The sequence below is a fragment of the Corallococcus sp. BB11-1 genome (assembly GCF_026626625.1).
Lineage (GTDB): Bacteria > Myxococcota > Myxococcia > Myxococcales > Myxococcaceae > Corallococcus > Corallococcus soli.
The window spans coordinates 153,507-170,656 of the sequence record NZ_JAPNJY010000044.1 but is presented as its reverse complement, the minus strand read 5'-3'; the positions used below and the strand labels follow the sequence as shown (position 1 = coordinate 170,656).

The window sequence follows — 17,150 nt, the reverse complement described above, 5'->3', positions numbered from 1 at the left end:
AGGCCGGGGATCTCCACGATGGACGTGCGCACGCCCATCGTGTCCTGCGCGTTGACGTGGGTGACGGCGTTGCTGTGGTAGACGAAGACGGTGTCGGCCATGCGGTCCTGGCCGATGTCCTTGCCCGGGACGAGCTGCTCCACCAGGTACTCGAACGGCACGTCCGGGCGGGCCTGCGCGTCCGTCACCTCCTGGCGCACGCGCTCCAGCAGCTCGCGGAAGGACGGGTCCCCCGCGAGGCTGGTGCGGAACGCCGCCGAGTGCGCCACGTAGCCGATGAGCGACAGCAGCTCCGGACGCGTGCGGTTGGCGATGGGCGTCCCGACGATGATGTCCGTCTGCCCCGTGTAGCGGTGAAGCAGCGCGTTCCACGCCGCCAGCACCGTCATGTAGCCGGTGAACCCCTCGCGCTTGCCAAAGGCCACCAGCTCCCGCGCGAGCGCCTGCGGGAACGCCACGTCCATGCGCTCCGACGTCAGCGGGCTCTTCTCCGGACGCGGACGGTCCGTGGGCACGCCCAACTGGCGCGGCATGCCCGCGAGCCGGGTGCGCCACCACTGCTCCTGCTCCGGCACCAGGTGTTCGGCGAGCGTGCGGCGCTGCCACGCGCCGAAGTCCGCGTACTGCACGCCCAGGGGCGGCAGCGGGGACGGCTTGCCCTGGAGGAAGGCCCCGTAGATCTGGCTCAGCTCGTGGATGAAGATCGCGATGGACAGCGTGTCGCAGACGACGTGGTGGATGCAGACGAGCAGCAGGCGCACGTCCTCCGCCTGCCGCAGCAGCGTGGTGCGCAGGACGGGGCCGTTCACCAGGTCGAAGGGACGCGCCGCGTCCTCGCGGGCGAGGCGCCAGGCTTCGGCTTCGCGCTCCTCGGGCGTGCCGGTGAGCTCCACGCGCTCCAGCGGGATGCGCACGTGCGGGTGGAAGCGCTGCACGGGACGGCCTTCCACCTTGTCATAGGTGGTCCGCAGCGCTTCGTGGCGGCGGACGATCTCCTGGATGGCGCGCTCCAGCGGCTCCTCCGCCGCCTTGCCCTCCAGCTTGAGGACGACGGGGATGTTGTAGGCGGACAGGCCGGGCAGGTGCTGCTCCAGGCGCCACACGCGCTCCTGCACGAAGGACAGGGGCAGCTCGCCCGCGCGGGACAGGGCCTCCAGCGGCAGCTCGCGCGTCTGCACGGCCGCGGGGGCCTGCTGCAACATCGGCTCGATGCGCGCGGCGATGCCCGCCACGGTGGGCGCTTCGAACAGGGCCGCCAGGGGCACCTGGACGCCGAACGTGTCACGCAGCTGGTTGAGCAGCTGCGCGGCCATCAGCGAGTTGCCGCCAATCTCCAGGAAGTTGTCGTCGCGACCGACGAAGTCCAGCGCCAGCCGTTCGCGCCAGAGCGCGGCCACGCGCTCCTCGATGTCGCCTCGCGGGGCGTCCGCGCGCGCGGGGGCTCCCGCCGTTTCAGCGGCAGGCGGCACGGCGACCCGGGCCAGGGGCGCCGATTCAGGGCCCTGGGCCACGGGGGCCGGCTGGGCGATCCCGGACCGCGCGGACGTGTCCGGCGAAGGCGCGGCGAGCGTTCCCTGCGAGGACGGGGAGACCGTCACCACGGGCGCCGGTGCCTGCGCAGGGACGGGCTCAGCGCGCGGTGCGGTGGCCGGCGCCGTCACGGGCGCGGTGGCGCGCGAGGCGTCCACCCAGACGCGCTTGCGCTGGAACGGGTAGGTGGGCAGGTGGATCCGCAGCCGCTGCTCGTGGGCGTAGAACGCCTTCCAGTCCAGGAAGAGCCCGGTGGTCCACAGCTCGCCCAGCGACGCGAGCAGGCCCGCGTGCTCCGGAGTGGAGCCGCCGCGCCGCACCGAGGGCACCGCCTTCACGCGGTCCTTGTCCTGGCCGAAGCACGCGCGCATCAGCGGGGTGAGGTCCTGGCCGGGCCCCACCTCCAGCAGCACGCTGCATCCCTCCTCCAGCAGCGCCCCCACGGAGTCCGTGAAGCGCACCGGCTGGCGCATCTGATCCGCCCAGTAGCGCGGCGCCGCCAGCTCGCCCGGGCGGGCCCAGGTGCCGGTGAGGCCGGAGACGTAGCGCACCGTCGGCTCGGCGCGGGCCAGCGAGCCCACGACCCGGGACAGCTCCGGCATCAGCGGCTCCACGTCCGCTGAATGGAACGCGTGCGGCGCGGGCATGCGCACCGCCCCCGCGTTGCGCCGCTTCAACTCCTCCTGCAACCGCTCAATCTCCTCCACCGGCCCGGAGACGACGCACCGATCCGGCGAGTTGTGGGCGGCCAGGGTCAGGCGGCCCTTCAGGAGCGGCACCACCTGCGCCTCGGACAGCGCCACCGCGAGCATCGCGCCCGGCGGCATGCGGTGCATCAGCTCACCGCGCGCCACGGCCAGCTTCAGCGCGTCCTCCAGCGACAGCACGCCGGCCACGCACGCGGCCGCGTACTCACCGAAGCTGTGACCCAGGACGGCATGGGGCCTCACGCCCCAGTCCATCCACATCCGCGCCAGGGACACCTCCACGGCGAACAGCGCGGGCAGCGCGACGCGCGTGTCGGCCAGCAGCGCGGACTCCGGAGCCTGGGGACCCGGCGTGGCCTGGAGCAGCGTGGTGACGCGCTCGCGCAGCGGGGCCTCCAGCAGCTCAAGGCACGCGTCCAGGTGCGCGCGGAAGGCGGGCTCCGCCTGGTACAGCTCGCGGCCCATGCCCACCTGCTGGGCACCCTGGCCGGGGAACACGAAGGCCACGCGGCGGCGGCGCGCGGACTCCGCGTCCTTCACCGTCACCGGCGTGTACGGCTTGCGCAGCTGCTTCGCCAGGTCCGCCGGGTCGCGGGCCACCACCGTGCGCCGATGGTCGAACCCCTTGCGGCCCACCGCGTGGGTGTAGGCCAGGTCCGCCATGGACAGGTCGGCCCGGGCCTCCGCGTGCGTCGCGAGCCGCTGGGACGCTGCCTCCAGCGCCTCGGGGGTGCGCGCGGAGAGCAGGACGACCTGGTGGGAACGCGTGGTGGAACCGCTGTGCGACATGGGGGCTTCCTCAAGCACGGCGTGGGCGTTGGTGCCGCCGACGCCAAAGGAACTGACGGCGGCGCGACGCGGCGTCTCGCCGGCGGGCCAGGGCCGCAAGGTGGTGTTGACGAAGAAGGGGCCCGCGTCGAAGTCGATCTGCGGGTTGGCCTTCTCGAAGTGCAGGCTGGGGGGAATCTCCCCGTGGTGCAGCGCGAGCGCGGCCTTCATCAGGCCCGCCAGCCCGGCCACCGTGTCCAGGTGGCCCATGTTGGTCTTCAGCGACGCCAGCGGGATGGTGCCCCGGTGCTCCGGCCCCAGCCCGTACGCCCGCTGGAGCGCCGCCACTTCAATCGGGTCGCCCAGCGGCGTGGCCGTGCCGTGCGCCTCCACGTACCCGATGTCCTTCGGCTGCACGCCCGCGCGTGACAGCGCCTGGGTGATGACGGAGACCTGGCCCAGCACGCTGGGCGCGGTGAAGCCGGACTTGTCCCGCCCGTCGTTGTTCGTCGCCGTGGCGCGGATGACGGCGTAGATGGAGTCGCCGTCCCGCACCGCGTCGTCCAGCCGCTTGAGCACCACCGTGGCCACGCCGTTGCCGGAGATGGTGCCCTTCGCCTTCGCGTCGAACGCGCGGCAGTGTCCGTCCGGAGAGTAGATGAGCCCCTCCTGGTACACGTACCCCGTGCGCTGGGCCGCGGTCATCCGCGTGGCCCCCGCGAGGGCCACGTCGGACAGGCCCGCCAGCAGGTTCTGGCACGCCAGGTGGACCGCCACGAGCCCGGTGGAGCACGCGGTGTAGACGAGCGTGCTCTCTCCGCGCAGGCCCAGCTTCCATGACGTCTTCTGCGCCATGCTCTGGTGCGTCGCGGTGCCGTACAGCTCGAAGAAGGCGGCGCCGTCCAGCGGCATGTGCTGCTGGACCGCCTGCGCGTAGCCGGAGTCGTTCGCGCCCGCGTACAGCGAGATGTCCCCGGGGAACTGCTCCGGTTCGATGCCCGCGTCCTCCAGCGCCGCCCAGGTGCATTGCAGGAACAGCCGCTGCTGCGGATCCGTCCACTGCGCCTCGCGCAGCGACATGTCGAAGAACGCGTGGTCGAACTGGTCGATGTCGTCCAGCACGCCGCCGGCGGGGACGAAGTTCGGGTGCTGCCACAGGTCCATGCCCTCGGGCAGGCCGGGCAGGTGCTCCAGCTCCTCCGGCGTGAAGCGGGAGATGGACTCCACGCCCTCGCGCAGGTTCTTCCAGAAGTCCTCCACGGAGCCCGCGCCGGGGAAGCGGCCCGCCATGCCGATGATGGCGATGTCGTTGCTCCCCGACGCCTGGGGCGCCTTCGCGCGTTGCGGCGCCACGGGCGCGGCCGCGGGCGCGGAGGTGCGGCCCAGGGCCCCGCCCGACTCACGCTCCAGGCGCTGGGCCAGGCCGTGGACGGTGGGGTGCTCGAAGAGCCACACCACGGGCAGCTCGTGGTTCAGCTCCTCACGCAGGCGCGCGGAGACGCGCACCACGGACAGCGACGTGCCGGCCAGGTCCTCGAAGAAGTGGTCGTGCACGCCCACGCGTTCGAGTCCCAGCTCGCGCGCCCAGAGGGCCGCGATCTTCTCCTCCAGCGGGTTGCCGGGCTCCACGAAGCGGCCCGGACCGGCGATGGCGCCCGGGACGGGCAGGGCCTTGCGGTCCAGCTTGCCGTTCGGATTCAGGGGCAGCGCGGGCAGCAGGACGAAGGCCGTCGGCACCATGAACTCGGGCAGCCGCTGGCGCACGTGCTCGCGAAGCTCCGCGGGGGTGACGGGCGTCCCCGCCGCGGCGTCCGTCAGCGCGGGCACGGCGTAGGCGACGAGCCGCTTGTCGCCAGGGATGTCCTCGCGCACCAGGACGGCGACCTCGCGCACGCCGGGCGAGGAGATGACGGCGGCCTCGACCTCCGACAGCTCGATGCGGAAGCCGCGCACCTTCACCTGCGTGTCGATGCGGCCCAGGAAGTCCACCGTGCCGTCGGGGCGCCAGCGCGCCAGGTCTCCCGTGCGGTAGAGCCGCTCGCCGGGAAGTCCGCCGAAGGCGTCTGGCACGAAGCGCTCGGCCGTCAGGTCCGCGCGGGAGAGGTAGCCCCGCGCGACGCCGTCTCCGCCGATGCACAGCTCACCGGGCACGCCCACCGGGACGGGCCGCAGGCGCGCGTCCAGGATGTACACCTGCGTGTTGCCGATGGGCGGACCAATGGAGACGCTGACGCCCACCGCCTCCGCCCGCGTCAACCGCGCCGCGGTGGCGTAGATGGTGGCCTCCGTGGGGCCGTAGGCGTTGACGACGGGGACGTGCAGCGTCTCCAGCACCTTGCGCGTGTGCGCGGGGGACAGGACGTCGCCGGCCACGATGATCTGCCGCAGGCCGCGCAGCAGCTCCAGGCCCACGTCCACCACCTGGGAGAAGAGCCCGGTGGAGAGCTGCAGCGTGGTGACGCCATGGCGCCGCAGCACGCTGCCCAGCAGCTCCAGGTCCGTGGGAGGCCTGGGCGGGAAGACGGCCAGCTTGCTGCCCGTCAGGAGCGCGACCCACAGCTCGATGCCGGAGATGTCGAAGGAGATGGGCGACATGAGGAGGAACGTCTCCTCGGGCCCCATGTCCATGTACTTCACGCCGTAGAGCATGCGCAGCACGCCCCGGTGCTCCACCGCCACGCCCTTGGGCCGGCCCGTGCTGCCGGACGTGAAGTCCACGTACGCCAGGTTGCGCGAGAGGGGCCGGACGCCCGTCGGCGTCACGGGCTGCGCGTCCAGGTGCAGCTCCTCCACGAAGAGGCACGGCACCGCGTCGGACACCGGCAGGCGAGGCCGCAGCGCTCGCGTGGTGAGCAGCAGCCGGGGCGGCGCGTCCTCCACCATGTAAGTCAGCCGCTGCGACGGGTACGCGGCGTCCAGCGGCACGTAGGCGCCGCCGGCCTTGAGGATGGCCAGCAGCGAGATGACGAGCTCGGAGGAGCGGTCCAGGCACACGGCCACCAGCGCGTCCAACCCCACGCCGTTCGCGCGCAAGAGGTGCGCGAGCTGGTTCGCGCGCGCGTCGAGCTGCGCGTAGGTGAAGCGCTCGTCCTCGAACTCGAGCGCCATCGCGTCCGGGCTCAGGGCCACCTGACGCTCGAACAGCTCCGGGATGGAGGCGTCGCTCGGGTAGTCCACCCGGGTGTCGTTCCAGTCCACCAGCATTTGCTGACGCTCGGCGGGCGTCAGCCACTCCAGCGAGGCCAGGGGCGCCTCCGGCGACGCGAGCACGGACTCCAGGAGCACGCGCAGGTGACCGGCCATGCGCACCGCCGTGGCGGGCTCGAACAGGTCGGTGCTGTATTCGAGCATGCCGCGCAGACCGTCCGGGGACTCGGAGAGCATCAGGCCCAGGTCGAACCGGGCCGTGGCGTTCTCCACCTCCACCGGGCGCAGCGTGAGGCCCGGGGCCTCCAGCTTCCCCTGGGGCGCGTTCTGCAGCGCCAGGAGCACCTGCACCAGCGGGTTGCGGCTCAGGTCGCGCTGGGGCTGGAGCTCCTCGACGAGCTTCTCGAAGGGCAGGTCCTGGTGCTCGTACGCGGCGAGGGTGGTGTCGCGCACCTGGGCGAGCAGCGCGCGGAACGAGTCCTGCCCGCGCACGCGTCCGCGCAGCACCAGCGTGTTGACGAAGAAGCCGACCAGCCCCTCCAGCTCACCGTGGCGGCGGCCCGCGACGGGCGAGCCGACGAGCAGCTCCTCCTGGCGCGTGTAGCGCGAGAGCAACAGTTGCCACACGGCCAGCAGCGCCATGAACGGCGTGGCGTTCTCCTGCCGCGCGAGCTTCACCAGCCCCTGGGTCAGCTCCAGCGGCAGGTGCACCGGCAGCAGGCCTCCGCGCGAGGAGCGCATGGCCGGGCGGGGCTTGTCGGTGAGCAGCTCCAGGACGTGCGGCGCCCCGGCGAGCTGCTCCTTCCACCACGTCACCTCCTGCGCGAGCACGTCGCCCTGGAGCCACTGGCGCTGCCACGCGGCGAAGTCGGCGTACTGCACCGGCAGCGGCGGCAGCGACGGCGTCTGCCCGGTGGCGAAGGCCGCGTAGCCAGCGGCCACCTCGCGCACCAGCACGCCCATGGACCAGCCGTCGGAGACGACGTGGTGCATGTTGAGCACGAGGACGTGGTGCTCCGCGTCCAGCCGCAGCAGGCGCGTGCGCAGCAGGGGGCCCGCGCCCAGGTCGAACGGCGCTCCAGCCTCCTCCGCGGACACCCGCCGCGCCTCGGCCTCGCGGGCTTCGGGCGGCACGGCGGTCAGGTCGGTGAGCGGCAGCGTCCAGGCCGCGGCCGGGTGGACCTGCTGGATGGGCTGGCCGTCCTTCAGCGCGAACGTGGTGCGCAGGGCTTCGTGGCGCGCGACCAGGTGCTCCAGGGCGCGGCGCAGGGACTCAATGTCCAGCGTGCCTTCCAGCCGGAGGGCCACCGGGATGTTGTACTGACTGGTCCCGGGCTGGAGCTGATCCACCAGCCACAGTCGCTGCTGGGAGAAGGACAGCGGCAGGTCCGCGTCGCGGCGCACGGGGCGCAGCGGCGGGAGCTGGGCCGTGGTCGCGCGCGAGAGCAGCAGCGCCTCCACGTGTCCGGTGAGCCGGGCCACGGTGGACGCGTCGAAGAGCGTGCGCAGCGGCAACTCCACGCCGAAGGTGGAGCGCACGCGCGAGACGAGCTGCGTGGCCAGCAGCGAGTGGCCGCCCAGCGCGAAGAAGTCGTCGTGTAGCCCCACGCGCTCCAGGTTCAGCAGCTCGCCGAAGAGCGCGGCGATGCGCTGCTGGAAGAGCGTCAGGCTCTCCGGCACGGAGGACGTGGACGCGGTGGCGACGGACCGGGCGTCCGGCGCCGGCAGCGCGTGGCGGTCCAGCTTCCCGTTGGGCGTCAGCGGGAGCGCGGGCAGGGACACGAAGGCGGACGGCACCATGTGGGCCGGCAGCCGTTCGGTCAGGAACGCGCGCAGGGCGGCGGTGTCCGGTTCGGAGGCGCCGGGCACCACCCAGGCCACGAGGCGGTGGTCGCCCGGGGCCTGTTCGCGCACCAGCACCACGGCCTGGCGCACCTGGGGGTGCTGGAGGAGGAAGGCCTCCACTTCGGCCGGTTCAATGCGGAAGCCGCGCAGCTTCACCTGCGCGTCCACGCGGCCCACGAAGTCGAGCGTGCCGTGCGCGTTCCAGCGCGCCCGGTCGCCCGTGCGGTACAGCCGCGCGCCGGGGACGTCGCTGAAGGCATCCGGCACGAAGCGCTCGGCCGTCAGCGCGGGCTGGCCCAGGTAGCCTCGCGCGAGCCCGACGCCGCCCAGGTACAGCTCCCCTGGGACGCCCGTGGGCACGGGCTGCCCGTGCGCGTCCAGCACGTAGGCGCGCATGCGCGTCAGCGGACCGCCAATGGGGATGGCGGTGGACTCGGCCGGCAGGCCGGAGACCTCCTGCGACGTGGCGCAGACGGTGGCCTCCGTGGGGCCGTACAGGTTCACCAGATGCCGGGGGCCGTGCTCGCCCAGCACCTGGAGCGCCGCGCGTGCGTCCGCCTTCTCTCCGCCGAAGAAGAGGTAGCGCATGCCCTCGAAGGCCGACGGCACCTCGCGCGCGACCTGATGGAAGAGGGCCGTGGTGAGCAGGGCCGTGGTGGCGCCCACCTCCTTGAGCCGCTTCGCCAGCGCTTGCGGTGACAGCGTCACGTCGCGCGGGATGACGGCCAGCCGCGCGCCGTTGAGCAGCGCGCCCCAGATTTCGAAGGTGGCCGCGTCGAACGACGGCGTGCCCACCTGGGCCATGCAGTCCGCCGGACCCAGGTCCATGAGGTCCGTGTCGCGCACGAGGTGGACGATGGAGCGGTGGGTGATGCCCACGCCCTTCGGCAGGCCCGTGGAGCCGGAGGTGTAGAGGATGTACGCGAGCTGATCCGCGGCGACGCGCACACCCTGGGGCGCCTCGGCGGACTGGCGGGAGAGCGCCGCCGCGTCCGTGTCCAGGCACACCGTGGGCAGCGAGTGCTCCGGCAGCGAGCCCCGCAGCGACTGCTGCGTCACCACCGCCGCCACGCCCGAGTCCTGGAACATGAACGCCAGGCGCTGCCGGGGGTAGGCCGGCTCCAGCGGCACGTAGCAGCCACCGGCCTTGAGGATGCCCAGCAGGCCGACCATCAGGTCCAACCCGCGCTCCACGCACAGGCCGACGCGCGCCTCCGGCGGGAGGCCGAAGGAGCGCAGCTGCCGCGCGAGCTGGTTGGCGCGGGCGTCCAGTTGCGCGTAGGTGAGGCGCTGTCCGTCGTGCTCGACGGCCTCGGCCGAAGGGGCGCGCTGGACGTGCGCTTCGAAGAGGCTGGGGAGCGTGTCCTCCACCGGGGCGGTGGTGCGGGAAGCGTTCCAGTCCACCAGCACCCGCTGCCGCTCCAGGCCCGACAGGAGCGAGAGCGTGGACAGCGGTGCATCCGGCCGGTCGCACAGCGCGTCGAGCAGCACGCCGTGGTGCTCCATCATCCGCGCGATGGTGGCCGCGTCGAACAGGTCCGTGACGTAGCCCACGGAGCCGGTGAAGCCCTCGGCCGTCTCCTCGAAGTTGAGGTCCAGGTCGAACTTCGCGGTGGTGGCTTCGGCCTGTTGGAGCTTCAGGCTCAGGCCGGGCAGCTCCAGCGCGCCCAGGTGCGCGTTCTGCAACGCGAAGGACACCTGGAACAAGGGAGAGCGGCTGGCGTCACGTTGCGGCTGGAGCGCTTCGACGAGCTTCTCGAAGGGTACGTCCTGGTGCTCGTAGGCCGCGAGCGTGGTGCGCTTCACCTGGCGCAGGAGGGCGCGGAAGGACGCGCTCGCGTCGATGCGCACGCGCAGCACCAGCGTGTTGACGAAGAAGCCGATGAGGCCTTCGGTCTCCGCGCGGTTGCGGTTGGCGATGGGCGCGCCGACGCTGACGTCATCCTGGCCGGAGTAGCGCGAGAGCAGGAGCTGGAAGGAGGCCAGCAGCGCCATGAACGGCGTGGCGCCTTCCTGCCGCGCCAGGGCCTTGAGGGCGCTGGAGATGGGGGTGGACAGCCGGACGGGCAGGGACGCGCCTCGGAAGGACTGGATGGCGGGGCGGGGCCGGTCGGTGGGCAGCTCCAGCGCGGCGGGCGCACCCGCCAACTGCTGGCGCCAGTAGTCCAGCCGCGCGTCGAGCGCCTCGCCCTGGAGCCACTGGCGCTGCCAGACGGCGAAGTCGGCGTACTGCACCGGCAGCGCGGGGAGGTCCGGGGACTGGTGGGTGGTGAAGGCGCGGTAGAGGGCGGCGAACTCGCGCACCATCACGCCCACGGACCAGCCATCCGACGCGATGTGGTGCGTGAGGACCAGCAGGACGTGCCGCCGGGCCTCCAGGCGCACCAGCACGGCGCGGAACAGCGGGCCTCGCGACAGGTCGAACGGACGCGACGCGTGCTCCGCGATGAGGCCGCGCAACTGGAGCTCACGCTCCGAGGGCGACAGGGCCTCCAGGTCGATGCGCTCGAAGGCGCACGCGGCGGGCGGGGCGATGCGCTGCACGGGGCCGGAGCTGCCCGTGTTGAAGGTGGTGCGCAGCACTTCGTGACGCCGCACCAGCGCATCCAGGGACTGCTGGAGCGCGGCGGGGTCGAGCTCTCCGTCCAGGTGGAGGACCCCCGGGACGTTGTAGACCGTGCTGCCGGGTTCGAGCTGATCCAGGAACCACAGCCGCTGCTGCGCGAAGGAGAGGGGCAGGGTGCCTTCGCGCGTCACCGGCACCAGCGGCGGTGCGTTCAGCGCGAGAGAGCGGGCGCGCAGGATCTCGATGCGCTCCGCGAGCGCTTCGAGCGTGGGGGACTCGAAGAGCGCGCGCAGCGGCAGCTCCACGCCGAAGCCCGTGCGGAGGCTGGAGACGAGCTGCGTGGCCAACAGCGAATGACCGCCCAGGGCGAAGAAGTCATCCCCGGCGCCCACCGTGTCCAGCTTCAACACGTCGGCCCAGAGGCTCGCGAGCTGGCGCTCGGTGTCCGTCTCTGGCGGGCGCGACGCGGCGCGCACCACGGAGGCCGCGTCCGGGGCGGGCAGCGCCTTGCGGTCGACCTTGTTGTTGGCGTTGAGCGGCAGCGCGTCCATCAGGACGAAGGCCGCGGGCACCATGTATTCGGGCAGGTGCTGCTTGAGCGTCGCGCGCAGGGAGTCCGGCGTGGGGGCGCTGGCGCCTTCCTCTGCGGGCGCGGACGGGACGACGTAGGCGACCAGCCGCTTGTCCCCGGGGCTGTCCTCGCGCACGACGACGATGGTGTCCCGGACGCCGGGCACCTGGCGCAGGACGGCCTCGATTTCACCCGGCTCGATGCGGAAGCCGCGCAGCTTCACCTGGAAGTCGGTGCGGCCCAGGAAGTCCAGGGCGCCGTCCGCCAGCCAGCGGACCTTGTCGCCCGTGCGGTACAGGCGCCCGCCCGGCGTCGTCGCGAAGGGGTCCGGGACGAAGCGCTCGGCCGTCAGGGCCGGCTGCTGGAGATAGCCCCAGGCCAGGCCTTCACCGCCGACGTACAGCTCACCGGGCACGCCCACCGGCACCGGTTGCAGGGCCGGGTCCAGCACGTAGGCCGTGGAGTTGGAGATGGACCGGCCGATGGGCAGCGAAGCGCCCACGGGCGTCCCCGGCTCAAGGGGCTGGCTGGTGGAGAAGGTGGTGTTCTCGGTGGGGCCGTAGACGTGGAAGAAGCGCGTGCCCGGGCGCATGCGCAGCAGGTGCTCGCGCGCTCGCGCCAGGGGCATGGCTTCGCCGCCGGCCATGAGCTGGGACACGCTCGCCAGGGCTTCAGGTTCGTGCTGCACCAGCTGGGCGAAGAGGGCCGTCGTGATGAAGAGCGAGGAGACCCGGTGCTGCCGCAGCAGCCCGGCGATCTCGTCCAAGGACAGCGCATGCGGCGGGGGCAGCACGAGCCGGGCGCCGTGGAGCAGCGGGCCCCACAGCTCCAGCGTGGAGGCGTCGAAGGCGACGGGGGCCAGCTGGAGGAAGACCTCCTGGGGTCCGAAGCGCAGGAAGGTGTTGTCCCGCACCAGCCGCGTGACGGCGCGCTGGGGGATGCACACGCCCTTGGGCCGGCCCGTGGAGCCGGACGTGAACATCACGTAGGCCAGGCTGTCGCCCCCCACGCCCGTGACCTCCAGCGGGGAGTCCTGCTGGGACGCGAGCCGCGCCCGCCAGTCCTGGTCGAGGGTGAAGGTCGACGGGAAGAGCGGTGAGAGCGCCGCGGCGAACCGGGGCTGCGTGACGAGGATGCTGGCGCCGACGTCCTGGATCATCAGCCCCAGGCGCTCACGCGGGAGCGAAGCGTCCAGGGGGACATAGGCGCCCCCCGCCTTGAGGATGGCGAGGATGGAGACGACCAGCTCGAAGGAGCGCTCCAGCGACACGGCGACGCGCGTGCCAGGGCCGACGCCGAGCACCCGGAGCGGATGCGCGAGCTGGTTCGAGAGCTGGTCGAGCCGCGAGTAGCTGAGCACCTCGTCACCGTGCACGAGGGCGACGGCGTCCGGGGTGAGCGCGGCCTGGCGTGCGAAGAGGGCCGCGAGCGACGGCTCGCGCGGGTAGTCGCGGGCGGTGGCGTTCCAGTCCACCAGCACCCGCTGGCGCTCGTCACCCGTCAGCAGCGAGTGCGTGGACAGGGGGGCATCCGGCTCCGCGCACAGCGCGCCCAGCAGCACGGCGTGGTGCTCCATCATCCGCGCGATGGTGGCCGTGTCGAAGAGGTCGGTGCTGTAGCCGATGGTGCCGGCGAGGCCCTCGGGGGTCTCCTGGAGGTTGAAGTCCAGGTCGAACTTCGCGGTCGCGGTGTCCGGGTCCTGCAGCGCCAGTCGCAGGCCGGGCAGCTCCAGCGAACCCGCGGGCGCGTTCTGGAGCGCGAAGATGACCTGGAACAGCGGTGAGCGGCTCAGGTCCCGCTGGGGCTGGAGCGCTTCGACGAGCTTCTCGAAGGGGACGTCCTGGTGCTCGTAGGCCGCGAGCGTGGACTGCTTCACCTGACGCAGGAGGGCCCGGAAGGACGTGCTCGCGTCGATGCGCGCGCGCAGCACGAGGGAGTTGACGAAGAAGCCGATGAGGCCTTCGGTCTCCGCGCGGTTGCGGTTGGCGATGGGCGCGCCGACGCTGACGTCATCCTGGCCGGAGTAGCGCGAGAGCAGGAGCTGGAAGGAGGCCAGCAGCACCATGAACGGCGTGGCGCCTTCCTGCTGCGCCAGGGCCCTCACCGGATCCACGACGGCACGGGGCAGCCGGACGGGCAGGGACGCGCCTCGGAAGGACTGGATGGCGGGGCGGGGCCGGTCGGTGGGCAGCTCCAGCGCGGCGGGCGCACCCGCCAACTGCTGGCGCCAGTAGTCCAGCTGCGCGTCGAGGACGTCCCCCTGGAGCCACCGGCGCTGCCAGACGGCGAAGTCGGCGTACTGCACCGGCAGCGCGGGGAGGTCCGGGGACTGGTGGGTGGTGAAGGCGCGGTAGAAGGCGGCCAGCTCGCGCACCATCACGCCCAGCGACCAGCCGTCGGACACGATGTGGTGCAGCGTCACGAGCAGCGCGTGGCGCGTGGGCTCCAGGCGCAGCAGGGTGGCCCGCAGCAGGGGCCCGTTCTTCAAGTCGAACGGACGCAAGGCCTCTTCGGAGGCGAGGCGTCGGGCCTCGGCCTCGCGCGCCTCCGGGGCCAGGGTCGTCAGGTCGATGACGGGGAGGTCGGTCAGCCCCGTCGGATGGATGCGCTGGACGGGCGTGTCGCCCTCCGGCGGGAACGTGGTGCGCAGCACCTCATGGCGCTCCACCAGGGCGCGCAGCCCCTGCTCCAGGGCCTGCTCGTCGAGTTCGCCCTCCAGCCACACCACGCCGGGCACGTTGTAGAAGGCGCTGTCCGGCTGGAGCTGATCCAGGAACCACAGGCGCTGCTGCGAGAAGGACAGCGGCAGGGCGCCCTCGCGCGAGGCACGCACCAGGGGCGGTGCCTGCTTCGCGGCGTCGGGGTTGGCGGCGTCCAGGCGCGCGGCCAGCGCGGCGAGGGTCGGGGCCTCGAAGACGGCCCGCAGGGGCAGCTCCACGGCGAAGACCGCGCGCACGCGGGACACGAGCTGCGTGACGCGCAGCGAGTGGCCTCCCAACGCGAAGAAGTCATCCTCCGCGTTCACCGCTTCGGTGTTGAGCACCTCTGTCCAGAGGGCCGCGAGACGGCGCTCGGTGTCGGTGGAGGGCGGGCGCGAAGGGACGCGCGCCACGGCGCTCGCGTCCGGCGCGGGCAGGGCCCGGCGGTCCACCTTGCCGTTGGCGTTGAGGGGCAGGGCCTCCAGCACCATGAAGGCCGCGGGCACCATGTACTCGGGGACCCGCTGGCGCAGGTGTTCGCGGAGCTCCGCCGGGGACGGCCCGGCCGCGTCGGAGCCGCTGGGCACCACGTACGCGACGAGCCGCTTGTCGCCCGGGACGTCCTCGCGCACGAGGACCACGGCTTCGCGCACGCCGGGCACCTGACGCACGGCCGCTTCGACCTCGCCGGGCTCGATGCGGAAGCCGCGCAGCTTCACCTGGAAGTCGGTGCGGCCCAGGAAGTCGAGCGTGCCGTCGGGACGCCAGCGCACGGAGTCGCCCGTGCGGTACAAACGCGCACCCGGGGTGGTGCTGAAGGGGTGGGGGAGGAAGCGCTCGGCGCTCAGGGCCGGCTGGTGCAGGTAGCCCCACGCGAGCCCTTCACCACCGACGTACAGCTCGCCGGGGACGCCCACGGGCACCGGCCGCAGCGCCGGGTCCAGCACGTACGCCGTCGAGTTTCCAATCGGCCGGCCGATGGGGACGGCGGTCTCCACGGTGCTGTCGCGGGTCAGCGCGTGCGTGGTGGAGAACGTGGTGTTCTCCGTCGGGCCGTAGCCGTTGAGCAGCACCGACTCCGCGGACATGCGGGAGAGGTGCTCGCGCACGCGCTGCACGGGCAGCACGTCGCCACCCGCGAGCACCTGGGACACGGTCGCCAGGGCGTCCACGTGGTGCAGGACCATCTGTTCGTAGAGCGCCGCCGTCAGCCAGAGCGTGGTGACGTGGTGCTGGCGCAGCAGCTCCGCCACCTCTGCGAGTGACAGGTCCCGCGCGGGCGCGAGCACCAGCCGGGCGCCGTGCAGCAGCGCGCCCCAGAGCTCCAGGGTGGACGCGTCGAACGCGGCGGGGGCCAGCTGGAGGAGGACCTCCTGGGGCCCGAAGCGCAGGAAGCCATTGCCGCGCACCAGCCGCGCGACGGCGCGCTGGGGGATGCACACGCCCTTGGGCTGGCCCGTGGAGCCGGACGTGAACATCACGTAGGCCAGGCTGTCGCCGCCCAGGCTCGGGACGTCCAGCGCGGAGTCCGGCTGGGACGCGAGCCGTGCGCGCCAGTCCTCGTCCAGGCTGAGCGTGGCGGGGACGAGCGGCGCGAGGGCGTCCACGAAGCCCTGCCGGGTGATGAGCAGCCTCGCGCCGACGTCCTGGATCATCAGCGCCAGACGCTCACGGGGATGCGAGACGTCCAACGGCACGTAGGCCGCGCCCGCCTTGAGGATGGCGAGGATGGAGACGACCAGCTCGAAGGAGCGCTCCAGGCCCAGGACAACGCGGTCCCCAGGGCGGACCCCCAGCGCCTGGAGCTGGCGGGCGAGCTGGTTGGAGAGCGCGTCGAGCCGCGCGTAGGTCAGCGAGTCTCCGTCGAAGGAGAGCGCGACGGTGTCCGGGGTGCGGCCCGCCTGGGCCTCGAAGAGCGCGGCGAGGCCTTCCGAGGACGGGAACTCCGCGCGGGTGTCGTTCCAGGCGTGCAGGACGTGCTGACGCTCCTTGGGCGTGAGCAGCGACATGTCCGCCAGCCGCGCCTCCGGGGCGCCGACGATGGACTCCAGCACCGTGGCGACGTGGCCCAGCATCCGCTGGACCGTGGCCGCGTCGAAGCGGGCCTCGTCGTAGGTGAGTTGCAGCTCCAGGTCCGTGGCGTCCGGAAGCACCACGAAGCTCAGCGGATAGCCGGTGCGCGCATGCGTGCGCGCGAAGCCGTCCACCGGCAGCCGCGCCGTCATCTCCGACGCGAGTCCCCGGCGCGGCAGGTTCTCGAAGATGACCAGGCTCTCGAAGAGGGGCTGGCCCCGGGGCACGTCGCTCCACCCCTGCACGTCCACCAGCGACACGTATTCGTAGTCACGCGCCGCGAACTGCTCCGCCTGCAGCGCCTTCAGCCACGCCAGCACGGTGGCGTCCGAAGGCAGCCGCACCCGGCTCACCTGCGTGTTGATGAACGTGCCCAGCATGCCGTCCACGCCGGGCAGCGAGGGCGGGCGTCCGGACACGACCGTGCCGAAGGCCACGTCCTCCTGTCCGCTGTGCCGGCCCAGCGTCAGCGCCCACGCGCCCTGCACCAGCGTGCTCAGCGTCACCTGGTGCTGCCGCGTGAAGGCCGCGAGCTTCCCGCTCAGCACCGCGCCCGGTCGCAGGGACTGGGTGCCGTAGGCCTCCACCTCCGAGCCATGTCCAGCGGGGCGATCCGCCGTGAGCGGCGTGGCGGCGGAGAAGCCCGCCAGTCGTTCGCGCCAGAAGCGCTCCGCCTGGGCCCGGTCCTGCTTCGACAACCAGCCGATGTAGTCCCGGTACGGCCGGGCCGGCTCCAACTGGGGCTCCTCGCCCCGGCTGAGCGCGTCGTAGGTGAGGAACAGCTCCCGCATGCACACGGGCAGCGACCAGCCATCCATCACCAGGTGGTGGTAGCTGAGCATGCACCGCGTGAGCGCGGGCCCGCACTTCACCAGCGTGAAGCGCAGCAGCGGCGCCGCGGACAGGTTGAAACCCTCGCGCTGATCAGCCTCCAGCCGGGCCGCGAAGCGCGCCTCCTGGGCCTCCGCGGGCACCTGCGTCCAGTCCTCCAGGCGCCACGTCGGTTCAATCTTCCGACGCACCGCCTGGAGGGGGTCCTTCATGCCTTCCCAGAAGAACGCCGTGCGCAGCGGCGTGTGCCGCTCCACCATCCGCTGCCACGCGCGCTGGAGCGTGGCCACGTCCAGCTCACCGCGCCAGGACCAGTAGACCTGTTCCACGTAGGTGCCCGGCGCGCCGAGCGTGTGGAACAGCAGGCCCTGCTGCATGGGCGAAAGACGGTAGATGTCGTCGACGTTCTTCAT

General features: G+C 72.6%; 1 protein-coding gene (only partly in view). It reads right to left on the bottom strand.

The annotated features are described in order from the left end of the window. Positions 1–17,150: the start of a non-ribosomal peptide synthase/polyketide synthase gene (locus tag OV207_RS36850; RefSeq protein WP_267559754.1), read on the bottom strand. It extends 19,255 nt beyond the left edge of the window; the window shows 17,150 of its 36,405 coding nt (coding positions 1–17,150); its start codon is at positions 17,148–17,150; the stop codon falls past the left edge of the window.